The 24864-nt window shown below is 68.6% G+C and carries 22 protein-coding genes, 1 tRNA gene and 1 pseudogene; 8 read left to right on the top strand and 16 right to left on the bottom strand.

Translation table 11 applies throughout. The features are described 5' to 3' along the window. Positions 1-67: 67 nt before the first annotated feature. Both AW272_RS01085 and AW272_RS01080 read right to left on the bottom strand, forming a co-directional pair. Positions 68-1594, bottom strand: coding sequence for an FAD-dependent oxidoreductase (locus AW272_RS01085; RefSeq protein ID WP_066360141.1), 1527 nt, complete (start codon positions 1592-1594; stop codon positions 68-70). Next, a complete protein-coding gene (locus AW272_RS01080; RefSeq protein ID WP_066360140.1) occupies positions 1581-2366 on the bottom strand; it encodes an alpha/beta fold hydrolase in 786 nt (261 codons plus the stop codon). The genes AW272_RS01085 and AW272_RS01080 overlap by 14 nt, the downstream gene beginning before the upstream one ends. Positions 2367-2493: 127 nt before the next feature. On the opposite strand from AW272_RS01080, the gene AW272_RS01075 reads away from it, so the two are divergent. After that, entirely contained in the window at positions 2494-2853 is a 360-nt protein-coding gene (locus AW272_RS01075) for a VOC family protein (RefSeq protein WP_066360138.1), read from the top strand. 58 nt (positions 2854-2911) lie between these two features. Here the strand turns inward: AW272_RS01075 and AW272_RS45510 are convergent, their stop codons facing one another. Next, on the bottom strand, positions 2912-3583 hold the full coding sequence (locus AW272_RS45510; protein WP_066360136.1) for a collagen-like domain-containing protein: 672 nt from the start codon (positions 3581-3583) through the stop codon (positions 2912-2914). 367 nt (positions 3584-3950) lie between these two features. Continuing rightward, positions 3951-4445, bottom strand: coding sequence for a hypothetical protein (locus AW272_RS01065; RefSeq protein WP_157518110.1), 495 nt, complete (start codon positions 4443-4445; stop codon positions 3951-3953). A 283-nt stretch (positions 4446-4728) separates the two neighbouring features. Here AW272_RS01065 and AW272_RS01060 point away from each other — a divergent pair, with 283 nt between their 5' ends. The 3 genes from AW272_RS01060 to AW272_RS01050 all read left to right on the top strand — a co-directional run bounded on the left by AW272_RS01060 (position 4729) and on the right by AW272_RS01050 (position 8010). Next, positions 4729-6399 (top strand): purple acid phosphatase family protein, encoded by a 1671-nt coding sequence (locus AW272_RS01060; protein WP_218010752.1) that lies wholly within the window; start codon positions 4729-4731, stop codon positions 6397-6399. Between the two features lie 121 nt (positions 6400-6520). Next, on the top strand, positions 6521-7177 hold the full coding sequence (locus AW272_RS01055) for a hypothetical protein (RefSeq protein WP_066360132.1): 657 nt from the start codon (positions 6521-6523) through the stop codon (positions 7175-7177). Continuing rightward, a complete protein-coding gene (locus tag AW272_RS01050; RefSeq protein WP_066360131.1) occupies positions 7174-8010 on the top strand; it encodes a nickel/cobalt transporter in 837 nt (278 codons plus the stop codon). The genes AW272_RS01055 and AW272_RS01050 overlap by 4 nt, the downstream gene beginning before the upstream one ends. A gap of 22 nt (positions 8011-8032) precedes the next feature. On the opposite strand, the gene AW272_RS01045 is transcribed toward AW272_RS01050, so the two are convergent. The 4 genes from AW272_RS01045 to AW272_RS40230 form a co-directional block, all read right to left on the bottom strand. Continuing rightward, on the bottom strand, positions 8033-8866 hold the full coding sequence (locus tag AW272_RS01045) for a GAF domain-containing protein (protein WP_066360130.1): 834 nt from the start codon (positions 8864-8866) through the stop codon (positions 8033-8035). Between the two features lie 132 nt (positions 8867-8998). Further along, positions 8999-10408: a GAF domain-containing sensor histidine kinase gene (locus tag AW272_RS01040; RefSeq protein WP_157518107.1), complete on the bottom strand. Its 1410-nt coding sequence runs from the start codon at positions 10406-10408 to the stop codon at positions 8999-9001. Between the two features lie 460 nt (positions 10409-10868). Then, a tRNA-Ser gene (locus AW272_RS01035) sits at positions 10869-10957 on the bottom strand. A gap of 78 nt (positions 10958-11035) precedes the next feature. Beyond that, positions 11036-13201: a MinD/ParA family ATP-binding protein gene (locus AW272_RS40230; protein WP_245657154.1), complete on the bottom strand. Its 2166-nt coding sequence runs from the start codon at positions 13199-13201 to the stop codon at positions 11036-11038. Between the two features lie 115 nt (positions 13202-13316). Here AW272_RS40230 and AW272_RS01025 point away from each other — a divergent pair, with 115 nt between their 5' ends. Together AW272_RS01025 and AW272_RS01020 are read left to right on the top strand one after the other, a co-directional pair. Next, entirely contained in the window at positions 13317-14276 is a 960-nt protein-coding gene (locus AW272_RS01025) for an NAD(P)H-quinone oxidoreductase (protein WP_066360124.1), read from the top strand. A 5-nt stretch (positions 14277-14281) separates the two neighbouring features. Continuing rightward, complete coding sequence (locus AW272_RS01020) at positions 14282-14782, top strand: bacterial proteasome activator family protein (RefSeq protein WP_066360122.1); 501 nt, start codon at positions 14282-14284, stop codon at positions 14780-14782. Positions 14783-14855: 73 nt separating this feature from the next. Here AW272_RS01020 and AW272_RS01015 read toward each other — a convergent pair whose 3' ends face one another. Continuing rightward, a complete protein-coding gene (locus tag AW272_RS01015) occupies positions 14856-15665 on the bottom strand; it encodes an HAD family hydrolase (protein ID WP_066360118.1) in 810 nt (269 codons plus the stop codon). A 241-nt stretch (positions 15666-15906) separates the two neighbouring features. Between AW272_RS01015 and AW272_RS01010 the strand changes: the two genes are divergently transcribed. Beyond that, complete coding sequence (locus AW272_RS01010) at positions 15907-16110, top strand: cold-shock protein (protein WP_030455233.1); 204 nt, start codon at positions 15907-15909, stop codon at positions 16108-16110. A gap of 55 nt (positions 16111-16165) precedes the next feature. On the opposite strand, the gene serS is transcribed toward AW272_RS01010, so the two are convergent. The 4 genes from serS to AW272_RS00990 are packed head-to-tail and all read right to left on the bottom strand — an operon-like array spanning position 16166 to position 20051. Next, on the bottom strand, positions 16166-17428 hold the full coding sequence (serS, locus tag AW272_RS01005) for a serine--tRNA ligase (protein ID WP_066360116.1): 1263 nt from the start codon (positions 17426-17428) through the stop codon (positions 16166-16168). Between the two features lie 10 nt (positions 17429-17438). Further along, the gene (gene pheA, locus AW272_RS01000) at positions 17439-18365 is read right to left on the bottom strand and encodes a prephenate dehydratase (RefSeq protein ID WP_066360115.1); all 927 of its coding nucleotides are present in this window, start codon (positions 18363-18365) and stop codon (positions 17439-17441) included. A gap of 50 nt (positions 18366-18415) precedes the next feature. Then, entirely contained in the window at positions 18416-18874 is a 459-nt protein-coding gene (locus AW272_RS00995) for a DUF4446 family protein (protein WP_066360114.1), read from the bottom strand. 22 nt (positions 18875-18896) lie between these two features. Then, positions 18897-20051 carry a glycosyltransferase 87 family protein gene (locus AW272_RS00990; protein ID WP_066360113.1) on the bottom strand — a complete coding sequence of 385 codons (1155 nt, stop codon included), beginning with the start codon at positions 20049-20051 and terminating at the stop codon, positions 18897-18899. Positions 20052-20278: 227 nt separating this feature from the next. Between AW272_RS00990 and AW272_RS44755 the strand changes: the two genes are divergently transcribed. Beyond that, positions 20279-22273, top strand: coding sequence for a hypothetical protein (locus tag AW272_RS44755; RefSeq protein WP_157518104.1), 1995 nt, complete (start codon positions 20279-20281; stop codon positions 22271-22273). A 502-nt stretch (positions 22274-22775) separates the two neighbouring features. On the opposite strand, the pseudogene mptB reads toward AW272_RS44755, so the two are convergent. The 3 genes and pseudogenes from mptB to AW272_RS00970 form a co-directional block, all read right to left on the bottom strand. Continuing rightward, a pseudogene (mptB, locus tag AW272_RS44750) lies at positions 22776-23399 on the bottom strand (polyprenol phosphomannose-dependent alpha 1,6 mannosyltransferase MptB); the annotation flags it as partial. Positions 23400-23635: 236 nt separating this feature from the next. Then, positions 23636-24385 (bottom strand): glycosyltransferase family 2 protein, encoded by a 750-nt coding sequence (locus AW272_RS00975; protein ID WP_066360108.1) that lies wholly within the window; start codon positions 24383-24385, stop codon positions 23636-23638. Next, a complete protein-coding gene (locus AW272_RS00970; RefSeq protein WP_082801324.1) occupies positions 24382-24729 on the bottom strand; it encodes an STAS domain-containing protein in 348 nt (115 codons plus the stop codon). Before AW272_RS00970 ends, AW272_RS00975 begins: the two co-directional genes overlap by 4 nt. Between the last annotated feature and the right edge of the window lie 135 nt (positions 24730-24864).

The raw sequence follows: 24864 nt of genomic DNA, 5'->3' as shown, positions 1-24864 counted from the left end.
GGGAGCGGCCAGGCTAGCGGATCTCAGGAGGCCCGACGGCGACGCAGGATCGGCCGCCTGAGCCCTGTCAGTCTCCGGCGAGTGCCGTGTGGACGGACGAGACGGCGCTCGCCCCCTCTCCGACGGCCGTGGCCACGCGTTTGGTCGATCCCGAGCGGAGGTCGCCGACCGCGAAAACCCTGGGCGCGCTGGTCTGGAAGGGCAGGGACGACTCGGTGCGGATGAATCCGTCGTCGGCTGTGGCCACGCCGGCCAGCCAGCCCGACACCGGGTCGGCGCCGACGAAGCAGAACAGCGCCCTGCTGGGCAGCCGTTCCGAAGACTCGACCACGATCGACGTCAGGACGTCGTCGCCGGCCAGTTCGAGGATCGTGCCGCCGGTGTGGACCCGGATCCGCGGATGGGCCAGGATCCGGTCGGCCAGGTAGGACGACATGCGCAGCTTCAGGTCGTGCCCCCGGATGACCAGGTCGACGTGAGCGCCGTTGGCGGCCAGGGAAAGAGCCGCCTGCCCGGCCGAGTTGGCGCCCCCGACGACGGTCACCGGGTGGTTCTCGTAGCCTCGGACGTCCGACTCGGTGGCGGCGTAACGGATGCACCCGGACTTTTCGAACCTCGCCCAGCCGGGGATGTCGAGACGCCGGTATTGGGCGCCGGTGGCGGCGATCACCGCACGGCACGGGATGCGTTCCCCGTTCTCCAGCACGACGACCGGGCGTCGCTCGTCGGAGAGGTCGAGGCTCGCCACGGCGCAGGGGGCGTGGATTCGTACACCGAATTTGAGGGCCTGAACCATGGCCAGGCGGGCCAGGTGCAGGCCGCTGACCCCCTCGGGGAAGCCCAGGTAGTTCTCGATGCGGGCGCTCTTGGCGGCCTGGCCGCCGATGCCGCTGCGGTCGAGCAGGACGGTGACCAGTCCCTCGGACGCGCCGGAGACGGCGGCGGCCAGTCCCGCCGGGCCGGCGCCCACGACGACGAGGTCGACCGGGCGGTCGCCGGGGCGGTAGGTGAGGCCGAGCGCCTCGGCGAGGGTGCCGGGGGTCGCGCGCCGCAGCGACGAGCCGTTGACGATCGCGGCCGGGAGGTCGTCGTCGGCGCTGTCCGCCTCGCGGAAGGTGTGCGGGAGGAGTAGTTGCTCCACGTAGGTGCGCAGTGCCAGGGTCGCCGCGCTGTCCGGGTGACCGATGATCTCCAGGGCGCCGCCGGCGGCGGAGCGGATGGCCTCGCGGCGGTCCCGGAAGGCGGTGAGCAGCACGTCGGCGATGTCGACCTGCTCGGCGAGGGCGCGGCGGAGCCGCTCAGCGTCGATCCGGACCACGGTCCCGGCGGCGACCACCCGGGCGGTCAGGTAGACGTGCTGGCCGGTCAGCAGGCTGAGCTCGCCGAGGAAGTCGCCGGGGAGGGTCCGGTAGATCACGTGGTCCGGTTCGAGGACGATGTCCACTTCCGCCGTCAGGAGCAGGAAGAGGTCGTAGGAGTCGTCGCCGGTGGAGTACAGGTTCCAGCCGGGCTCCACCTGCTCCGCCTCGCCGTAAGCGGCAAGGCGGAGAAACTGCTCCTCGGTGAGGACCTGGCCGCGCTCAGCCTGCGGCATGTCTGATGAGGTCGGCCGCCGCGCTGGGCTGGGAGATCATCGCGACGTGGGAGGCGCCGACCTCGTCGATGTGCGCACCTGCCCGCTTGGCCATGAACCGCTGCGCGGCGGCGGGCAGCACTTGGTCATTCTTGGCGACCAGGTAATAGGAGGGGATGGTCTTCCAGGCCGGGACGCCCGAGGGCTCGCCGAGCGTGCGGGCGTCGGCGGGGCGCTGAGAGGCCTGCATCACCTCGGCGGCCGACTTCGAGACGTCGCCCGCGAAGACGTCGCGGAAGAACTCCTTCTTGATGTACCCGTCGACGAGGCCCTCGGCGTAGGGACGGAAGTCGAGCGCCGCCTCGTTGAGCCGGCTTCCGGGGAACTGCGTCTGCATCTGGAGGAGCGACTCACCCTGGTCGGGGGCGAAGGCGGCGACGTACACAAGGGCTTTGACGTTGGGGTTTCCGGTCGCGGCGTTCGTGATCACGATCCCGCCGTAGGAGTGTGCGGCCAGGACGATCGGGCCGCTCAAGGTGGCGAGGATGCTGGCCAGGTAAGAGGAGTCGGAGGCCACGCTGCGCAGCGGGTTGGCCGGCGCGATGACCGGATAGCCGTCGCGGACGAGCTTGGTGGCGACGCCGTTCCAGCCCGAGGCGTCGGCGAAAGCGCCGTGCACGAGCACCACCGTGGGTTTGGGCCGGGAGTGCGCCTGGGCTTCGGAGGTTCCCAACAGGGCGCCGGTCGCGAGCGCGGCGGATCCGGCAAGCACTGCTCGGCGAGTCGTTGTCATGGACTCAATTGTTCAACTGGAGCACTTGACGATCACTGAACGGACGGTTCAGTCACCGTCCACTGGGCGGCATCAACATTGGGGTTCCTGACACAGGCTGGCAGGTATCGGGCCCAGGATCGATTCCATGACGACGATCGCGAAACTGATCGCAGTGACCATCGACTGCGCTGAGCCCAAGACCCTTGCCGAGTTCTACGCCACGATCCTCGGCTTCGAGGTCCAGCACTCCCAGGACGAATACTCCGCGATCGGCGACGGCACCACGAGCATCTACTTCCAGCGCATCCCCGAACGCACCCCGGCGGCGTGGCCGGGGCCGGGCAAGCAGTTCCACTTCGACGTGCGGGTCCCGGACGTGGCCAAAGCGGTGGAGGAATATCTCGCGCTGGGGGCCACCAAGCCCGAGTTCCAGCCGGGCGAGGAGAACTGGACGGTCATCGCGGACCCCGAAGGACACCTGATCGACGTTTGCCCCGAACGTTGAGTTCTTCGACGAGAAGCCCTTCCGGCGCCGATCCGGAAGGGCTTTCGCAGGGGGTGGGTCAGACGCAGATGGCGTACACCTTGAGCTTGGCGCTCTCGCGGTCTTCGAGCAGGAGCTTGACCGACCAGCCGGTGCCGTTGGGCTTGCTCATGGAGACGAGTTTGACGTCGTCGGCGTCGTGAGTGATCTCGTAGCCACCGCCGATGAGCTTCTTGCCGGCGTCGCAGTTGGTCGTGACGGCAGACGAACTGTTGGTCACCGTGGTCTCGTTGCCGATCTTCACCGTCGGCGTGACGGTGCCGGCAGCGCCGGGAGCGCCGTCCTTACCGTCCTTGCCGTTCAGACCGTTCTGACCGTTCTTGCCGTCTTCGCCCTTCGGACCGGCGGGGCCGGTCTCGCCCTTGGGACCCTGCGGGCCGGTCGCGCCCGTCTCGCCCTTCGGACCCTGGGGACCCGCCGGGCCGGTCTCACCCTTCGGGCCCTGCGCGCCGGTCGCGCCGGTCTGGCCCTTGGGACCCTGCGGACCCGTCTGGCCGCGTAAACCCTGCGGGCCCTGGGCACCGGTCATGCCCTGGAGGCCCATCGGGCCCTGCTCGCCCTGGCCACCCCAGCTGATCTTCGTCTCGGTGACGCGGCACTTGGTGGTCGCGGTCACGACGCGCGCGTACCGGGTCTTCTTGTTGACACAGGCGTAGATGACGGTGTCAGCAGCAGAAGAAGCGGTCGCCATACCTCCGACGGCGAAAATCGAACCCGCAAGCGCACCGACGGTCAAAATCCCGATCGAGCGTCCGCCCGGCAACCTGATAGCCACTGAACTTCCTTCCGAGAAAAACGTGTGTCCTCTTGTTACGGAGGAGAATCATGTGGTTGACGGTCCACCGTTACTCGCGGAGCACACGTCACACATCACATCTCGATATCAGTAAGTGGTCATAGTCCTTAATGGCCGCGACTTACATCGGCGCGTGAAATCTGACTGACCCATCTGACCCGGCCGATACGGAGCAAGTGAATTTGTTGCCGGTAAGGCCACGGCGAGGAAACGCGTTTTGTACGTCCCCACAAAACGACTGACCCACTGAAATGGCGCGTTCTCAGGCCCGGGGCAGCATCGATCCGGTCAGCTTACCGCGGGGGTCGTAGACCACGCACATGATGTCGCGGTCGCCGTCCGCCCAGGTCTCGGCCGTCGGCAGGATCGGGTAGTAGTCGAGCTCGCCCCTCGCCGCATCGGGCCAATAGTGCACGAACCCCCGCTTGCAGCTGCTCCAGCCGAACGCGGCCAGCGCGGCGCGGTCATAGCGCCCTTCGTCGGCGTGCACGAAACCGTAGGACTGGTTGTCGGCGTGCTGGTCGCAGGTCGTGTAGAGGACGATCTCCTCACCCGAGGCCGGGGAATACTCCGGGTCGGTGAAGCACTCGCCCGCCTCCAGGTTGAGCACTCCGGTCGTCTCCGGGGTCATGAAGTCGTCGCCCTTGTGCACGGCCGGCGTCGCCGGGACGACGAAGAGCGCGCCGAGCGCCAGCACGGCCGGCGCCATCGTCAGAAGGCGGAACGGCCGGCGGGCGGCCTGCCGGGCTACGGTCATCGACACCTGTCCTGACGGGCGATCATGCTGATCCCGCCAGATTGGCGGATCCAGTGAAATATCACCGCAACGCCGGGTGTCGGCCGTGCGGAGTCCGGATGACGGCTCGGCTCACCGGCCTGACCTCGGGTGACCTTGCTCACAACGGCGCGGGAGAGATCGTCAGTTCACGTCGCGGCAAGGTTCTGGCCGGGCTTTGGTCAACCGATTCTGCGTGGATTCGGACATCCCACCGTGCTCCCTCGGTGGGGTGATGTCCCCTTCCTCAGGAGTGAAGCTCGACGTGAGTGACGCCACCCGACCCTGGTCCCTGCGGACCCGGCAGGGCAAACTGATCGTGATCGGCGCCAGCGCGCTGCTCGTCGGCGGTCTTGCCTTCAGCCCGATGGCGTTCGGCGCTGCCGCACCGCCGAAGTTCCCCGCCGCCGAGATCCACAAGCCCACCCCGGTGCCCGACCGGGTCATCCTCACCCCGACCGCCACGCCTTCCTCGTCCCAGAAGGTCACCTGGCGCGCCGAGACCACCGCCGAGTTCGCCCAGGCCGAGATCCTGGAGTCGCCTCGCGCGCTGGGCGAGGTCGCCCCCGCCGCCGGCGCCGTCACCAACGTGAAGGCGCAGTCGAGCACCCCGGTCAACACCACCCTCGGGTACGCCTCGACGTACCACACGGTGGAGTTCGCCAGCCTCAAGCCCGCCACCCGGTACACCTACCGCGTCGGCGACGGCACCAACTGGAGCGAGTGGAACGACTTCACCACCGCCGCCGCCGGTTTCCAGCCGTTCTCCTTCATCTACTACGGCGACGCGCAGAACTACATCGACTCGTCGGTCCCCCGCGTGTTCCGCCAGGCGTTCGCCGACCGGCCGCAGGCCAAGATGATCGTCAACGCCGGTGACCTCATCGACTCCGCCAACAGCGAGGAGCAGTGGGGCCAGTGGTTCAAGGCCGGCGGCTTCATCGACAGCCAGGTCAACAACCTGTCGATCACCGGTAACCACGAGTACAGCGGCGCCTCGCTGTCGTCGTTCTGGGTTCCGCAGTTCCCCTACCCGGACAACGGCCCGGCCTGGACCGACTACCCGGGCGCCGAGAACATCGCCAAGACCGCGTACTACGTGGACTACCAGGGCGTGCGCTTCATCGGCCTGAACACCAACGTGCAGTCCATCCCGGACCTGATGGCCAAGCAGACCGCGTGGCTGGAGGGCCTGCTCAAGGACAACCCGAACAAGTGGACCGTGGTGACCTTCCACCACCCCGTCTACTCCAACACCGGCACCCGCAACAACCCGGTGGTCCGCGCCCTGTGGGCCCCGCTGCTCGAGAAGTACGGCGTCGACCTGGTGCTGCAGGGCCACGATCACTCCTACGGCCGCGGCAACCTGAAGAGCGCCCGCCAGTCCGCGACCACGCACAACGGCGTCTCGTACGTGGTGTCGGTCTCCGGCGGCAAGATGTACGAGCTCAACGGCGGCGTGAACTGGACCGGCAACGGCGCCGAGGTGATCAGCACCAGCGAGAACACGCAGCTGTACCAGATGATCGACGTCGACAAGGACCAGCTGCGCTTCGAGGCCCGCTACGCCAACGGCGAGCACCACGACGGCTTCCTGATCCGCAAGAACGACGCGGGTGAGCGCACCGTCACCGAGCTCGGCACCGGCAACACCGGCGAGCAGGTCACCGTGGACAAGACCAGTGTCGAGCCGGGTGAGCAGCTCACCGCCACCGCGTTCGGCTACGACCCGGCCGAGAAGGTGAAGGTCTACCTCCTCCGTACCAAGGGCACGGTCGACAACCGGATCTACGTCGGCGCCCAGACCGCCGACGCGCTGGGCAAGCTGAGCTACGGCTTCAAGCTGCCGGCCGACCTCGACAAGGACAGCACCTACCGGGTGTACCTGGAGAGCGCCACCCAGAAGATCACCAGCCCGGTGATCACGGTCAAGTAGCAGCCCCACCGGATGCGGCCTCGCCCCGGTATCGGTCCTCCGGGACGGTACCGGGGCGCGGCTCGTCCCCGCGGACCGGGCCGGCGTACCGCGCCGGCCCGGCCGCTCGACAGGAGATCCCGTGACCTTCCGTACCCGTCTGGCGGGCGCGCTGCTCGCCGGGGCGGCGGTGGCCGCCGTGCCGTCGGCGCCGGCCGCCGCCCATCCCTTCGGCCCGCCGTCCACCGCGCGGATCAGCGTCGACGGCTCGCACGTGGCCATCGCCTGGCTGGCCGCCGAGGACGACTGGGTCGCACTCGGCCAGTCGGTCGGCGCGTTCGAGAACCCCGCCACCGAGTCGGTGTCCACCACCCTCACCGGCGAACAGAAGCTGCAGCGGTCCGCGGCGGTCCGGGACTACCTGCTCGGCCGGATCACCGTCGCGCAGGGCGGCACACCGTGTCCCGGCCAACTGGAGTCGCTGGAGCAGTTGGTCGCCCAGGGCGCCCGGCTCACCTTCGACTGCCCCGGCCCGGCCGTCGACCTCGACGTCACCGTGAGCGCCCTCACCGACCTCGACGAGAACTACCGGACCATGCTCACCGCCGAGACACCCGCCACCCCGGCCCAGACGCTCTACACCGCACAGCAGCAGACCACCCGGCTGCGCTTCACCGCCTCCGGCGGCGGCACGACCGCGGCCGTGACCACCGTCGCCGCAGGCACCGCCGCCGCGGCCGTGATCATCGGCGTGCTGGTCCTGCTGCGGGCACGACGCCGGAAGGACGCGCAGGCATGAACGGAATGGGCGGGGCGGACAACCGCCTGATCGCGATGTTCGACGGCGGCACGGCGTTCTGGCTGGTCCTGGCAGTGGCACTGGGCGTCGGCGTGGTCCACGCGGTGGCTCCCGGGCACGGCAAGAGCATCACCGCGGCGTACCTGATCGGCACCCACGGCCGATACCGGGACGCGGTGCGGCTCGGGGTGATCGTGGCGGTCATGCACACCTTCTCGGTGCTGGTGCTGGCGGTCGCGTGGGTGGGGCTCAGCGACGTCGCCGGCCTGGGCACGGAGAGCATCACGGCCTGGCTGCAGGTACTCGCCGGGCTGGTCGTGATCGGCGTCGGCGCCCACCTCGTCTACCGCCACCTGCGTGAGCGGCGAAGCGGAACAGGCCATGGTCACGGTCACGGACATGGGCACGGGCATGGACATGGGCACGGGCACCCCGGAGCCGGGCCGGAGTCGCCGGTTTCCGTCGAGGCGCACGGCGACGTCGTGACGCGGTCGCCGACCGATCCGTGGTCGCGGCGCGGGCTGGTCGCGCTCGCCCTGTCGGGCGGGCTGCTGCCCTCGCCGTCGGCCTTCATCGTGCTGGTGAGCGGGCTGCTCACCGGGCGGGCGCTGGACGCCGTCGTGCTGGTGATCGCGTTCGGGGTGGGAATGGCGGCCACCCTGACCGCCGTCGGCGTCGTGACGATCAAGGGTGGCGGGCTGCTGGCCCGGCGCGCCCACCACTGGTCGCCGGCCGCTGTGGTAGCCGGTTGGCTCCCCGCCATCGCCGGCGTCGCGGTGTCGCTCGGTGGTTGCCTCTACCTGTACGCGGCCATCGGCGTGCTCGCCGCGTGACAGGTCAGGCCATGACGAGCTCCTAGGCAAGCCACGCTTCCACGGCGATGCCGGTCAAATCGGTGGAACCGGTGACCAGTTGCGCGACGACCGTGGCGGTGCGGCCGTCGGAGAGGGCTATCTCCACCACCGCCTCCTGCCCCTGCGCCACCAGTCTCACGGCGGCGTCCTCCATGGCGAGCCGATCACGTTGACACAGCTCCGGGGGCATTGGCGTGGAGGCTGGAACGGCGGCGGCTTCACTCGTCCGCGCCGACTCCAGGAATTGTCTGTACAGGGCCCGCTCGCGGGCGGTGCTCAGGTCGAGCAGGCTCTGCTCGACTTCATGGGCCGTCTGCCGGACCATCGCCGTCATCCGCGTGCTCATCCGCTCGGACAGAGAGGCCATGGCCACGACCCCTTCCACCCGCCCGCTAAGCGGGTTGAGCACGGGGCTTCCCACGGCGGCGTACCGCTGGAATTCCTCCCAGAGGTGCTCTTCTCCCAGGACCTGGCAGGTGCGCCCCTCCATCAGGGTCGAGCCGATGGCGTTGGTGCCGATGTCCGACTCGGCGTAGCTGAAGCCGGGGAGGACACCATGGGCGTCCACCGCTGTTCGCATCGCCGTGTCGCCCAGGACGCGCCGGAACAACACTCCGGACGCGTCGCCCAGGAACATCGCCGACGGGGTGTCGGCGATGGCGATCTGCACCTGGTCGAGCACGGGCTGTGCCGCGCGGGCCAGGACGCTGTCGAGATCCAGGTCGTCGAGCAGGCGTGCTTTGACCTCGGCAGGGTTCAGCCCGGCGTCCTGACAACGCCGCCACGAATTCAGGATCGGTAGGCGTACCGCCTTCTCCGCGGATTGTCTGCTCAATTCAACTCCATGGTTCTCGCCTGTCCGCGAGAAAAGGCCGCCGCACGGACTGTCGCAACATTTCACGATAAATCTGAGTAGCGCGAGTTAATGCATGAGCCGGGTAAATATTCATGCTGGACGGGCAAAGAATCACGTCCCGGCCAGCGGGAGGCGCAGGACGAAGCGTGCCCCGGTGGGGGCCGCGTCCTCGACGTGGAGGGTGCCGTGATGAGCCCGGGCGATGTCGCGGGCGATGGCCAGGCCGAGTCCGGTGCCGCCGCGATCGCGGCTGCGGGCGCTGTCCAGCCGGGTGAAGGGCTGGAAGATGTGCTCGCGTTCCGACGCGCGGACGCCCGGGCCGTCGTCGATGACGCTGAGCTCCGCGATGTCGCCGGTGCGGCGCACCGCCACCGTGACGCGGTGTGCGGCGTGCCGTTGCGCGTTGTTCAGCAGGTTGTTCAGCACCCGGCAGATCTGAATGTGGACGACGTCGGCCAGCGCGCCGGGGACGAGGTCGAGCCGTACCGGGTGAGGATCACCGATCCGCCGGGCGATGTCGGCTTCGACGAGTTCGGCCAGGTCCACGGGCTCCAAGGCGGTGAGCGGGCGGGCCTCGCTCCTGGCCAGCGAGAGCAGGTCGGTGAGGATGGCCTGTAGCCGGTCGACATCGGTCAGCGCGTGGCGGAGCAGGTCGGCGAGATCGGTCTGATCAGGGTGGAGCTGGGCCTCCTCCAGCTGGATCCGCAGTCCCGCCAGCGGAGTGCGCAGTTCGTGGGAGGCGTCGGCGGTGAACCGCCGCTGGTGGTCGAGCGAATGCCGCAGTGACGTGGTGGCGTCCTCCAGTTCTCTGGTGATCGCGCGCTCATGGGCGTAGCGGCGGGCGTTGTCGACGCACACCGCCGCGCGGTTGACCAGTTCCTCGGCCAGGGCGAGGTCGTCCTCCTCGAACGGGTTCCTGGCCGCGGAGCGGTAGAAACTGACCACACCGAGTGTCATGCCGCGGGCCCGCATAGGCACCGCCACGAGGGAGTGGATGCCGTGCTCGCACGCTGTCCGCCCACGTTCGGGATCTTGCGCCAGCCAGCCGATGTCAGTGGACAGCACCGGTTCGATCACCGGCTGCCCTGTGGCCATGCTGCGAGCCTGCGGCGTGGAGGGAAGCAGCAGAATCGGCGCGTCGACCGGATGCAGACCCGAGCCCTCTCGTATACCCGCGAAGGCGGCCCGGCGGAGAACCTCCTCAGGGGTGGTGGGCTCCTGTCCCCGCAGCACCCCGTCGTACAGATCGACTCCGGCGTAGTCGGCGAACCGCGGGACGGCGATCTCGGTCAGTTCTTCGGCGGTCCGGGTAACGTCCAGTGAGGTGCCGATGTGGGAGCCGGCGTCGCACAGCAGGTTGAGCCGTTCGCGTGCCCGCAGGGCGAGCCGGCCCATTCCCGGCTCGCTCACGGCGAGCAGCCACCTCTCGCTCACGGCAGCCGGTGCGGCCGGGATGAACGGGGCGGCGGGCTCCCCGGTACGCGGCTGCGTCGCCTTGCCGCGCCTGTGGTTCGAACTCACCACCCGCGCGCCCTCCGTCCTCTGAACTCGACGTCCGGCGCCGGCTGCTTCGACGGCCTCCCCGGAGAATTCGGCGTTCCAGCTCCTGCCCTACCGCCATGGTGTTGGTGCGTTCGTGGGCCAGAAGCCCGTCCTTCCGTCTTTATCCCTCTATGTGTACTCAACATCGACAACTGAGCCCATACCGATTTACCGAATCCATTACCGATTTCAAGCAAATGAGGTGATTTCTTGGTCGGCGCCCGGGAGGTCAGGGGCGTCGCCGGGCTGCCGACGTCCGGCCCGCCGAAGCTCGGCCATCCGAGAGCGAGTCATCGCCGGAGACCGGGAACCAACGGCCAAGGTGCGGGCCACCGGTTCGGTGGTCCACTCGTGGGAGAGGTGAGGCGAATGAGGTCAAGATCACCCCGTGCACGCCCAGGGAATGATCACCCAGGCCAGACCATATTTCCAAGCTAGGCGGAGAGCGTGGGATTCGAACCCACGAGGAATGTCGCCACCCCTAGCGGTTTTCAAGACCGCCGCCATCGTCCACTAGGCGAGCTCTCCAGAACCCCCCACAAGAGGGGTTTCAAAACGCAACCCTACTCTCTCCCGCCCCCACCAGAGGACGGGAGAGCCACGCCATCAGATGTGGTCAGGAATCTCGGAGTACCGCCGCTCCCCAACCCCAGGCGCCCCCGCGAACCCATCCCCCACGCAAGCAGCCAGCCTCAGGAAAGCAGCCCGAGTAGGCTCCTGCAGCCGCTCCAGATCGATCTCCGCCCCTTCCTCAAGGTGCGGGTCATAGGGCACCCGGACAACAGCCCGGCACCGAGCCGCGAAGTGCGCCTCAAGCCGCTTCAGGTCCACAGTCGACTTGGACCGGGGCCGTACGCTGCACAGCACCACAGTCGCCGACTTGACCAGGTCCCCGTAGTGGTGAGCCTCCAGCCAGTCCAGCGTCGCCGACGCCGCCCGAGCCCCGTCCACAGAAGGACTGCTCACCAGGACGAGCTGGTCAGCCAGCCCCAGCACGCCGGACATGGCCGAGTGCAGCAGGCCCGTCCCGCAGTCGGTGATGGCGATGGAGTAGAAGTTCTCCAGGACGGTCGAAACCGACTGGTAGTCCTCGGCGGAGAACGCCTCGGACACGGAAGGGTCCCGGTCAGAGCCGAGAATCTCCAGCCTGGAGGGCGTCTGTGAGGTGAAGGCCCGGATGTCCACGTACCGCCGGATGTCCCCGCGCTCGTTCAGCAGGTCGCGGATGGTCGCCGACGTCTCCAGCTCCACCTTGTCCGAGAGCGTTCCACGGTCGGGGTTGGCGTCGACGGCGATCACGCGGTCGCCGCGCACCTGTGCCAGCGTCGCGCCGAGGCCCACGGTCGTGGTCGTCTTGCCGACGCCGCCCTTGAGGCTCAGCACGGCCACGCGGTGGTGCCCGGCCGAGACGGGAGTGCGCGCCCGCGCCACCAGTTCGGCCCGCTTGCGGACCTCGGGCGCTTCACCGGGTTTTATCAACCCGGCCGTCGCCTTGAATATCACCCGTCGCCAGCCGGTGGCCGGCCCGTCCTTGCGCCCCTTGAGGAGGGTCGCGGGGTCGAGGCTGTCGGGAGGCGGCTTCGTCGAGCGGGGCACCAGGGCCCGTGACGTCGAGGTGAAGGCCGGGGCGGGCAGGTTGTCGGGCTGCCGACGCCGAGCCTGGTAGGGCTCCCGCTCCGCGATCTCCCGCGACTCCGAGAGCGGCGGCTGAACTTCTCTCGTGTACGACTCCAGCGCCTCCCGCGCAGACGATCGGAAGGCCTCTCCGGGTCCGGCTGCGGCTTCGGCCGACTGGTTGAGGTTGTCTCGCAGCGAGCCTCTTAACGGCTCGTCGGCGTCCCGGATGGGACGGAACCGGTCGCCGGGGTCGGTGTCCTCGGCGGCCGGGGTCTCCTCGGCCTCCGTGCCGGGCCAGGAGAACCGCCCGGATTCGTTGTCGGGGCGCGAGAAGTCCGTGCGCCCGAAAGCGCCCCCGGACTCCGGAGCAACGCGGAAGGGGCCCGAGTCGGAGTCCGAGCGCCCGAAGCCGCCGGAGTCACTGTCGGGGCGGGAGACCCTGAAGCCGCCTGAGTCACTCTCGGGCCGCGAAACCCGGTCGGTGTCGGTGCGGGAGAACCCGAAAGCCCCGGAGTCCTCGTCGGCGCGGGAGAACCCGAAGCCGCCGGAGTCGCCTTCGGTACGCGAGAACCCGAAGCCCCCGGAGTCACTGTCGGGGCGCGAGACCCTGAAGCCACCGGAGTCGGACTCCGATGACCGTCCAAGATCCGCGACCGTCTCCGGTGAGAATCGTCCCGTCTCCGCGTCCGGCCGCGGGAATCGTCCCGACTCGGCCGGTTCGTCGTGCACGGGAATGGCCGGCTCGAGCCAGCCCCGTACCGGCTCGTCGGAACCGTCAGGCTCGGCGGGAAGCCGCTCCCCGAACGCCCCCACGTTGTAGGAGTCGGTGTCGACCGGTGTGTCGGCGAACGCCCCGCGCCCGTTTCCGAACGGCAACGGATCAAGTGTCTCCACCCCGCTGTCGGAAGCGGGTGGCTCTTCAGCCGCGGCGACAGCCCGGAACGGCGCCGGCTCGGCCGGAACCGACCGCCAGGGGTCCTTCGGGTAGGGCGAAGGCACCTCGTCCGTCGGCGGCGCAGGCTGTGGAGCGGCCAGAGATGACGCCGTCACCGCGGATACCGCGATGTCGACCTCGTCGGGCATCTCCTTGATCGCGTCGAGCCAGGCCAGCTGGTCTTCGAGCGAGTGGGGATCCTCACGATCGTGTCGTGCCACCGTGTTTCCCCCTCGGGATGGGCTAAAGGGGCAGCAAACACATTGCAGATTAGCGCCCCGTATACAGGCGAACGCGGCCAACCGTCGAGTTGGCTGCTCGGTTACTTTAGGTCACATGCGTGCGATCGTGATTTCTAGCCCCGGTGGGCCCGGCGTTCTGGAGTGGCGCGAGGTGCCAGATCCGGTTCCCGCCCGAGGTGAAGTGGTGATTGAGATCACTGCGTCAGCGGTGAATCGAGCCGATCTTCTGCAGCGGCAAGGACTCTACCCGCCTCCACCCGGTGCGTCTGAAATTCCCGGGATGGAATGTTCTGGGGTGATCAGCGAGGTAGGTGAGGGTGTTGACACCCTCACGGTAGGTGACGAGGTCACCGCGCTCCTCGCCGGCGGCGGGTATGCCGAAAAGGTGGCAGTTCCGTGGCAACAAGTGATGCCCGCCCCCACCTCCCTGGCTGAATCGGCCGCGCTGCCCGAAGTGGCGTGCACGGTCTGGGCCAACGTCTTCATGGCTGCCCGCCTGCGAAAGGGCGAAACCCTGCTCGTCCACGGCGGCGCGAGCGGCATCGGCACGATGGCGATCCAGCTCGCCAAGGCCTTCGGATCGCGGGTGATCGTCACGGCCGGCTCGGAGGCGAAGGTCGAGCGGTGTCTGGCACTCGGCGCGGATAGAGGAATCAACTACCGAGTGGAAGATTTCTCCCAGGTACTCGAAGACGATCGCCCCGACGTGATCCTCGACATCATGGGCGCCAAATACCTCAAATCCAACGTCGCGATCCTCGCCAAAGGTGGACGTCTGACCATCATCGGGATGCAGGGTGGCACCAAGGGCGAACTCGACATCGCCGCGCTGCTGCGGAAGCGTGCGACCGTCATGGCGTCGGCGCTACGGAGTCGTACACCCGACGAGAAGGGCGTGATCTGCCGGGGTGTGACCGACAGTGTCTGGCCGCTGGTCAGCGCGGGTGCGATCAGTCCCGTCATCCACGCTGAGATACCGATGGAACACGCTGCGGAGGCCCATCGGATGCTCGAAGCCGGGGACCACATCGGCAAGATCCTGCTAGTAGGTTGAGGGATATGAACGCTGACGAGAGCACTCCACACGTCGTGGTTCTTCCGTCCGGGGAAGAAGCGCCGGAAGGTGAAGAGCGGTCGGTCGCCGACCTGGTGGAACAGCCCGCGAAGGTGATGCGGATCGGCAGCATGATCCGCCAGCTTCTCGAAGAGGTCCGCGCGGCCCCCCTCGACGAGGCCAGCCGCAAGCGTCTCATGGAGATCCACCAGAGCTCGATCAAGGAACTCGAAGACGGCCTGGCCCCCGAACTCGTCGAGGAACTGGAGCGCCTCTCGCTCCCGTTCGCGACCAACGGCACCCCGCCCAGCGAGGCCGAGCTCCGCGTGGCCCACGCCCAGCTCGTCGGCTGGCTGGAAGGCCTCTTCCACGGCATCCAGACCACCCTGTTCGCCCAGCAGATGGCCGCCCGCGCCCAACTGGAGCAGATGCGCCGCGCCCTCCCGGGCGGCTTCTCCCAGGGCCAGGAAGACCAGGGCCGCGGCGCCTCGGGGCCCTACCTCTAAATACCGCTTTCCTGTACGGGCTGGGCGACCCCCAAGTCACCCAGCCCGACCTTCATGTCAAGACCCACTCGCCTCAGGCCGCGGGAGTCACCCCGTACAGGCGCTCCAAAACGACAGCCACCCCGTCGTCGTTGTTGGCCGCCGTCACATGGTCGACCGCCGCCAGCACGTCAGGGTGAGCGTTGGCCACCGCCCATGACGTCCCGGCCCACCCCAGCATCGGCAGATCGTTGGGCATGTCGCCGAAGGCCACCGCGTCCCCCGGTGTGATCCCGTTACGCGAGGCGAACCGGGCCAGGGCCGTCGCCTTGGTCACCCCCACCGCGCTCATCTCGATCAGCGCCCGCCCGCTCGAATGGGTGGGCGTCACCATCTCCCCCACGAGCGCCACGACCTGCTCGTAAAGATCGTCGGCAGCCATCGTCTGGTGGTAGGCGAGGAGCTTGGCGCAAGGTCGTCCGAGAACGGAGGCGACAGGCGGACGCCCGTCGCCGAAACGCCGGTCCCAGCTCCCCAGCGGGAAGTCGCTCTCGTAGGCGTACCCGTCCTCGTACTCGACGGAGAAGGTCAGCGAAGGCACCGCGCCCCGCAACAGCGAGACCGTCTCGGCGACGACTGACGCGTCGATCAGGTGGGAGTCGGCGATCGACTCGGTGTGGAGGTCGTAGAGGAGTGCGCCGTTGGCGCAGATGGCCAGGCCTCGGTGGTTCACGACGTGGCTGACGGAGGTCATCCAGCGCGGCGGCCGGGCGGTGACGAAAACCAGGGTCGCCCCTGAGTCTTCGACGGCGGCGAAGGCGGCGGCGGTGCGGGCCGAGATGGTGCCGTCGGAGCGCAGTGCGGTGCCGTCGAGATCGGTGGCGATGAGTCGCGGTGGGGCCATAACAGGACCCAGTTTGCCCTGCCGCCGAGACGCACCGGACAGGGGGATCTCAGGACAAGAATTCTCCCCCGGACAGGGAACATCTTGGGGCTCTCATAGTGTTAGATATGGATCGCGTTGTATTAGCTGTTCCCGATAGCGAAAACCAGCTTGACTGTTATGAGCCACCCGGGGAGCTGTGCGACACACCGGGGTTCACGAGGTGTGTGCCCCAAGATTCACTTCCTTAGGGAGAGCGTTAATGGCTCAGGGAACCGTCAAGTGGTTCAACGCTGAAAAGGGCTTCGGCTTCATCGCCCCCGACGGCGGCGCGCCGGACGTGTTCGTGCACTTCTCTGCCATCACCGGTTCCGGTTACCGGAACCTCGAAGACGGTCAGCGTGTGGAGTTCGAAGTGACTGAGGGCCCGAAGGGTCCGCAGGCTTCGCAGGTCCGCGCCCTTTAGACCAAGACAGCCTGAAGGCCGGAGTTCTTTTCGAGAACCCCGGCCTTCAGTGTGTTTATTTGACCGGTTCGAGAACGTCGAGCCCGACAAAGGGCCGCAGCGCCTTCGGAACCACGACCGAACCGTCGGCCTGCTGATGGTTCTCGAGAATGGCGACAATCCACCGGGTGGTGGCGAGTGTGCCGTTCAGGGTGGAGACCACGCGCGGCTTACCGTCGTCGTCGCGGAATCGCACCTTGAGGCGGCGCGCCTGGAACTCGGTGCAGTTCGACGTCGAGCTGAGTTCGCGGTAACGCCCCTGCGTGGGGATCCAGCCTTCGCAGTCGAACTTGCGGGCGGCCGACATGCCGAGGTCACCGGCGGCGGTGTCGATGATGCGGTAGGGAAGCTCGCACTTGTCGAGCATCTGCCGCTCCCACCCGAGCAGTCGCTGGTGCTCTTCGGCCGACTCCTCCGGCTTGCAGTAGGAGAACATCTCGACCTTGTCGAACTGGTGCACCCGGATGATGCCGCGGGTGTCTTTCCCGTACGACCCGGCCTCCCGGCGGAAGCACGACGACCAGCCGGCGTAGCGATAGGGCAGCTGGGGGCCGTCGAGGATCTCGTCGGCGTGGTAGGCCGCGAGCGGCACCTCGGAGGTGCCGACCAGGTAGAGGTCGTCTTCGGGCAGCCGGTAGATCTCGCTGTCGTGGGCGATCGTGAAGCCGGTGCCCTGCATCGACTCGGGCTTGACCAGCACCGGAGTGATCATCGGCGTGAACCCGGCCTCGATGGCCTGCTGCATGGCCATGTTGAGCAGCCCGAGCTGGAGCCGGGCCCCGGCGCCGCGCAGGAAGAAGAAGCGGGAGCCCGACACCTTGGCGCCGCGCTCCATGTCGATCGCGCCGAGCAGTTCGCCCAGCTCGAGGTGGTCGCGCGGGGCGAAGTCGAACTCCCGGGGGGTGCCGACGTGTTCGAGGACGACGTAGTCGTCTTCGCCGCCGTGCGGCGCGGCCGGGTCGACGATGTTGGGCACCGACATGGCCATGGCCTCGAGCTCGGCGCCGAGCCGCTCGGCCTCCGCCTCGGCCGCCTTCACCTGCGCCGCGAGATCCTTCGCCCGGTCGAGCAGCGCCTGCCGCTCCTCACCGGACGCCCGGGAGACCGACTTGCCCACGTTCTTCTGCTCGGCGCGCATCGACTCGAAGGAGCCGAGCGCACTACGACGACGCTCGTCGAGGGAGAGCAGCGTGTCGACGACGGAGTCGTCCTCCCCGCGGGCGCGCTGCGAGTCACGCAGCCGGTCGGGATCTTCGCGTAGGGTTCGCAGGTCAATCACAGAGCAAACGCTACCGTTGCACGGAACCTGACCGCATTCGGCTTAGCCACCCGGCGGCTTCGGCGAAATCGGCGTCGGCGACGCCCCGCTTGATCTGCGTCGGCACCTGGTCGGCCCGAGGGTAGCTCCCGAGGAACCGCAGATCGCCAGAAACGCGGTGCAGCCCGGAGATGGCCTCACCCACCCGGGCCTCGGCGATGTGCCCCTCACAGTCGAAGTGGAAGAAGTAGCTGCCGATCCCGTCACCGGTCGGACGCGACTCGATTCGGGTCAGGTTGACGCCGCGTACGGAGAACTCGGAGAGCATTTCCAGCAGCGCGCCCGCGTGGTCGTCGCGCAGGAAAGCCACCATCGACGAACGGTCGGCGCCGGTCGGCTCGGGGAGCGTGCCGGGGGCCGCGACGCGGACGAACCGGGTCACGGTGTCGTTGCGGTCGCCGATGTTGGAGGCCAGCTCGGTCAGTTCGTAGATCTCGCCCGCGATCGACGGCCCGATGGCGGCGTCGTAGGGGGACTCGGGGTTGGCGATCTCCTGGGCCGCGCCGGCGGTCGAGGAGGAGTGGACGACCACGGCGCCAGGAAGCTCGCGGTCGATGAAGTCACGGCACTGCGTGTGGGCGGCGGGGTGGGTGAAGATGCGCTTGATCTGGCGCGATTCGGTGCCCGGACGGACCAGGAGAGCGAACTCGACCGGCAGCAGCAGTTCCGCGACGATCAGCAGCGGCTGCCCCCAGGCGAGCTCGTCGAGCGTCTGGGCGATGCCACCTTCGAGTGAGTTCTCCAGGGGAACGACGGCCCCGTCGGCCTCACCTTTGCGGACCGCGTCGAGCGCGGCACGGACGTTGGCGCACGGCAGGCGCTCGGCCTCGGGCGCCAGCACACGGAGGGCGGCCTCACAGAAGGTACCCTCGGGGCCCAGATAGGCGAGCTTTGACATAAGACCAGGTTAGCCACAGTCGGCCGTGGTGTATGCGCATCCTTACGACTTCAGCGCGCGGAGTTGCTCCAGAGACCTCCGGCGGGTCGCAGCAGGTCACCGTCGGCCACCTCGACTTCGGGCCCCAGCCCGAGCCGGGCGGCCCGCACCGCCTGCTCCTCTTCGGGCGAGAGGGGCTGGAGCCCTCTGCCGCCTCTAAGGGCCCTGACATAGGTACGGGTTTCGGTCCGCCCGTTGATCGAGGTCAGCACGATCCCGTCGCCCAGCCCGTTGATCAGCGCGACCGAGAACGACATCCGCCCGGTCATCTCCTCCAGGGCGTCGTAGCGGAAGACCGCGACGTCGCGGATCGCCTTGGTGTCGACGACCCCTTCGACGGCCGCCCGCCTGGCCAGGACGTCGAGGCACTCTTCGACGGCCGCCCGCGCGTTGCGCAGCGTGTAGAGCCCGATGGCGACCCCGGTGAAACCGGCGAGCAGCCCGACGATCACGAAAGCGGTAACCAGCACGCGACCGAGCGTAATGGCGCGGTCACGCTTTCGCCCGCTTTCGGGCAAGGAGGAACACGAGCGCGATGGCCCCGAGCCCGAAGGCGTTTTGGACGATCTTCCCCAGCGTCGGGGACAGCACCGGGATCTCCCACATCTTGATGTAGGCCCCCCACCACGGGATCGGCAGCACGTAGAACACCCACGTGGCGACCTTCTCCCTGATCTCGGGCAGCGCGGCGATGACGACGACGATCCAGGCGAGATGGTGAATCCACGCCACCGGCGACAGCAGCACGGCCATCAGCCCGGTGAGCGCGACGGCGGTGAGGGTGTGGCCGTCGAGGTAATGGCGACGGGCGGCGCGGAAGCCGTACCAGCCGATAAAGGCAAGGGCGGCGAGCCAGAGCACGGTGGTCAGCGCATCGGGCCAATAGAGCCGCAGCAGCATCCCGCGCATCGACTGATTCGTCGTCGCCGTATTGGCCCCGAGCCTTTCCGAATCGAGCAGCGCCCCGAACCAGAAATCGACGGCGTCCCTGGGGATGACGAGAAACGGAATGACGGTGAGCACCGCCGCGGTCCCCGACGCCGTGAGGAACGCTTTCATTTCCTCATTCCGGTACGGCTTCCGCCACGCGACCAGCAACAAGAGGATGAGGAACACCCCCGGCGTCAGCTTGACGGCGGTCGCGATACCGATGAGCACCCCGCGCGGCCACCACGGCCTTTTCACCGCGACGTCGAACAGGCACAACGCCACGAGAAACAGATCGACCTGCCCGAACCGGATCTGGTCGCGGATCGGCATGAGGTAGAGACACGCGATCGTGAGCAGCGGCAGCCATTTCCGCTGCTCGGGAAAGGCGACCCAGACAACGGCGGCGAGGGTGGCGACGATGGCCGCCGTCCACACCCACTGGAGCACCGGCCACGGCAACAGCGCGAGCGGCACCGCGAACATCGCCGAAATGGGCGGATAGGTAAACGGAAGCAGCTGCGGCGCCGGCGTGACCACGCCGTAAACAGGCAGCCCGTCGAGCAGCGCCTGCCCGCCGAGCCGATAGACGTCGAGGTCGACGAGCCGCTGATCCTCAGGGTTGGTCAGCCAGTAATGGACGAGCGGCGCGGCCGCGGCCAGCACGAGAAGCAACCCCAAGGGCCACCAGGCCGACCGGCTCCGCACGACGCTCCACACGACGAGGCAGGCTACCGTGTGACCCGCTATCAGACCGCAGGGAAGGACCCTCCGTGCACAGACCCTCCCCACACGTGGCCGCACGGGGCAACGGTCTGACAGCGAGCGCGGAAGGCACCGCCCCTCATCGACTGGGTGGTGGCGATCCCTCCTCAAGTGCCGCAGCCCCACCGGTGCGCCGGGCCGTCTGGGTCCTGTTGGTCTCCTTCCTCGCAGGAGTCTTCGGGTTGCCGGGAACCGCGCTCGCGGCGCCGCCGGGTCAAGTGGTGATCATCGGTGTTCCCGGGCTGGAGTGGGCCGACCTCAGCTCCACTCGCACACCCCACCTGTGGAAGCTCGCCGAGAACGCCGGAGACGCCTCGCTGTCGACCCGCGCCGTGCCCCTCGAAGGCCGTGGCATCACGTGCCCGGTCGCGGGCTGGCTGACGGTGTCGGCCGGGCAGCGGGCCGCCTCGCCCGGCTGCGAAGCGCCCGCGCGGCCCACAGGCAACGCGGTGCCCGACTGGCGGGCGCTCGTCGCGTTGCAGCAGCAGTCGTCGTTCCAGGCCGGGATCGGCACGCTGGGCCAGGCCGTGCAAGACGCAGGTGGCCGGGTCGCCGCCGTCGGCCCGGGTGCGGCGCTAGGCGCAGCCGACATTTCCGGAAATGTCACCACCTACTCCGCCACCATCGACGACCTCGACCTCACCGGCTACCAGCTCGTCGTCACCGAGGCCCCCGAGATCTCCGACGCGTGGCTCGCGGGCGGCATGACCGACCGGGGCAGAGAGCAGGCCGTCGCCGCCGCCGACGCAACGGTCGGCGCGATCCTCGCCAAGGTCCCCCAGGGCGCCACGATCCTGGTCGGGGGCATCTCCGACGCCCGTACCGCGGCGCATCTGCACGTCGCCATGGCCACCGGCCCCGGGTTCGGCAAGGGGCTGCTGACCGCGGCGTCCACCCGTCAGGTCGGGCTGGTCACGATCACCGACCTGACCGCCACCGCGCTGACCGCGCTCGCCCTCCCCATTCCCGACGGCGTCGTAGGCCGCGCCTGGACCTCGACGGCCGGCCCCGCCAGTCCGACAGACCTGGCGGACGACGATCTCGCCAGCCAGGTCCTCAGGGACGTCCGGGAGCTGTTCTTCTTCTCGCTGGTCATGATCCAGGTCGTCTTCTACGCCGTCGCGGCGTTCGTCATGCGCCGCCAGGTCGCCGGTGCCGGACGCGCCATGATGATCGTCGGCGTGGTCAGCGGCGCGGTGCCGATCTCGACGTTCCTGGCGCAGCTCGTCCCGTGGTGGAGCGTCGCGCATCCGATGCCCGCGCTGGTCGGCACCATCCTCGGCTTCGCCCTGCTCATCGCCGCCGTCGCGTTCGCCGGGCCGTGGCGCCGCGACCCGCTCGGCCCCCTGGGCGTCGTGGCCGGCGTGTCGTCGATCGCGCTGCTCCTGGACGTCATGACCGGCTCGTCCCTCCAGGTCAACGCGGTCACCGGCTACGAACCGGTCACCGGTGGCCGGTTCTACGGCTTCGGCAACATGGCCTTCGCCGTCTATTCGACCGGCACGATCCTGTTCCTTGCCGCCGCCGCCCACTTCATCCGCCGCCGTACGCTGGCCCTGGTTTTCTGCGTCCTGTACGGCCTTCTCGCCATCGCCGCCGACGGCTGGCCCTCCTGGGGGGCCGACTTCGGCGGCGTGCCGTCGTTCGTCCTCGGTTTCGCGGTGTTCCTGCTGCTCCTGGCGGGCCTGCGGGTGTCGGTGACCAGACTCGCCCTGATCGCCGTGGCGGGGGCGGCCCTGATCACCGCGATCGCGCTGGCCGACTGGTCGCGTCCGAAAGAGCAGCGCACCCACCTGGGCGCGTTCGTCCAGCAGGTCATCGACGGCGAGGCCGGTGGGGTGCTGGCCCGCAAGCTCGGCGCGATGCTCGGCACGCTGGGCAACTGGCCGCTGACCCTGCTGTCGCTGGTCGCGCTGGCGTTCCTGTTCCTCGTGCTGGCCAGGCCCAGGGAGATGAAGGTCGCCGCGCTGAGCGTGGCCTACGAGAAGGCCCCGGAGCTGCGGGCCGGATTGATCGGCGCGCTGACGGCGGCGTTCGTCGGCTTCCTGATCAACGACTCGGGGATCGCGATTCCGGCGATGGCACTGACGGTGGCCGTACCGCTGACCCTCGCGGCAGCCGTACGAGCAGAAACACCACCACCCCCAGCAGCAGCCACGGAACGACCTGCGCCCTGACCACATCGACCAGCCACTCAGAACCGGCGGGCTGGTCGAACTGCCGCGCCGGCAGATACGCGAACGACAGCAGCGAGATCCGGGCGACCATCGCGTAGTCGAGCCACGACCTCGGAATGAGCGCCAGCAGCGCGAACGCGAGCCCGTCGTACCAGGGCAGCGCGTAGGGCGTGGAGAAGAGCCACGCGACGGAGAACGCCACGGCGACCCGCGCGGCGTCGAGCGGCGCCAGCGCCCGCAGCAGCAGCGCGGCCAGCGCGGCGAACAGGATGATCGACCCGATCTGGATCCAGACCCGGTAGGCGCCCGACCCGAAGATCTCCTGCAGCCCGTATTGGACCAGCTTCCACGGCGTGGCCCACGAGATCGACTTGCTGGCGTTGAGCACCTGGTCGAACGAGTTCGGCCCCGCGAGCCAGTAGGCCACCCCGCACACCGCCAACGCCGTGCCGGCGACCAGGGCCAGCCTGCCCAGGTTCTTGCGCAGCTCCCACGCGACCCCGAGCGCGACCACCCCGACGGTCACCTTGGCCGCGACCCCCAGCCCGAGGAAGACGCCCTTGAACCGGGTGACCAGCGCGGCGACCACGAAGGCGATGGCGAGCGTGTCGGCGTGCATGCCGGCGACCAGATGGAAGACGACCAGCGGATTGGCCGTCCACAGCACGACCCCGCGTGACCCCAGCATCCAGGCGATGGCGAGGAACGCGGCGGCGTTGACGAGCGCCATCACGAACACGGTCAGCCGCACGGAGTCGCCGCCGATGAAACTGGCCAGCGCCTGCACCCCGGTCGTCACCGGGCCGTAGACGCTCGGCGTCGCGGCCCACTCCTCGACCGCCCCCAGAACGGGGTCACCAGGGATTCGGTCAGGGGTGACCGAATAAGGGTCATGCCCCAAATTGAGCAGCCGCCCGTAGGCGGCGTAGTTCAGATGATCAGACGACCCGATCGGCGGCAGAAACGCCAGCACCACGACGGCGCCGATCCCCAGCCACCGCAACACCCGCAGTGAAGGCGCGCCGTAGAGCCCCAGCAGCACCCCGGCGGTCCCGAAGACGACCACGGCAGCGGCCAGCCCGATGGCCGTCCACCCGGGAAGCCCGGCGTCGACGAAGAACGGCACCCACCCGGTCCCGGCGAGCCGAGGCTGGAAGGCCGAAGGCCCCAAGAGGGCCAACAGCACCGTCAGCCCAAGGGCCGCCGCCACACACCCGACGGCCAGCCTGCCCGCAGCCACACGCTCCACGCCGAGAAGCCTAGGGGTGAGTCCCGAACGTCAACCCCGCCCGGCGGCAACCTGTGAATAGCTCCAGGCCCTGTGGAAAACACGTGCGCCCGCGTCAACCCGTACAGAAAATCTCAAGGGCGGGTCTGTGGCCGGAGGCCCTCGATCGTCTCCATGGCCTTGACCACCGTCGGTTCCCGAGCCGCCAGCGCCCGCGACACGTCTCGCAGTTGCTTGGCGCGGTGCAGCTGGGCCCGCCAGTCGGTGCCGGTGGCCCGGTGGGCCATCTCGACCTCGACCTCGACCACCCGGAAACCCTTCCGGATGAGGTCGACCGTTAACCCGGTCTCCACGCCGAACCCGGCGGCGAGCGGACGTGCCGCCTCGAAGGCCGCGCGGGTCAGGCAGCGCTGACCGTTGAGCGGCTGCACGGTGTCGAATCCGGTCAGCCGTTTGATGCCGTCGCGGGCGACCCGAACCACGACCCCGTGCCCCCCGAGCTTCACCCGGGTGGCGAAAGTCGCGATGGTCATGTCGGCGGCACCCGAAACGACCGGCCCGAGAAGAGGAGCCGCCGCGGCGGCCGTCTCTCCCAGGTCGGCGTCGAGAAAGAGCAGGTGGCAGTCTTCGTCGAGGAGCCGGACGGCTTCCGCGCCGCTCTCCATCGCCGCGGCCTTGCCGCGATTGCGGCTGTGGCGCACGACGCGGGCACCGGCGGCCCGCGCCACCCGCCCCGTCTCGTCAGACGACCCGTCGTCGACGACGAGAACAAGGGCGACGCCAGGCAGGCGGAGAGCAGCGGTAACCGTCGCGGCGATGCGGTCGTCCTCATCCTTGGCGGGGATGACGACCGCGGCGTCCGAGCGGGGGGAAAGACTGCTCATCCGGTCAGTTCGGCCAATTCCGCCGGGACGCTCTCGTGCACGGTGAACACCGAGTCGAGACCTGTCACCTGCAGAATCTTGCGGACCGCTGGACGTGGCGCGGCCACCTCCAGCACGCCACCGCGTTCCTTGAGGCGCTTGAGCGCGGACAGCAGCACGTTCATGCCCGTGGAGTCACAGAACTCCACGCCGGACATGTCGATGACAACCCGGTCAAGCGCGGACTCTTCGAGCACTCGGGTGAACTCCGACTGCAAGCGAGGCGCGGTATACAGGTCGATTTCTCCGGATACGGCCATCACAGCGTGACCCGCATGCGATCGAGTCGAGACTTTGAGCTCCACAGCGCGCACACTAGCGCCGGTCGGGCGCTGGGTCACGTTCCTCTGGGATTACCGAAGAGTCGTTCGCCCTTTGTCCCCGATTTCGGTCCCATGTAAACGCAGAGTGCGCGAAGCTTGACGCTATGGAACCGGCTC

It is taken from the genome of Herbidospora mongoliensis, assembly GCF_001570545.1.
Lineage (GTDB): Bacteria > Actinomycetota > Actinomycetes > Streptosporangiales > Streptosporangiaceae > Herbidospora > Herbidospora mongoliensis.
The sequence above is the reverse complement of the archived record's forward strand: the minus strand, read 5'-3'. Positions and strand labels throughout refer to the sequence as shown.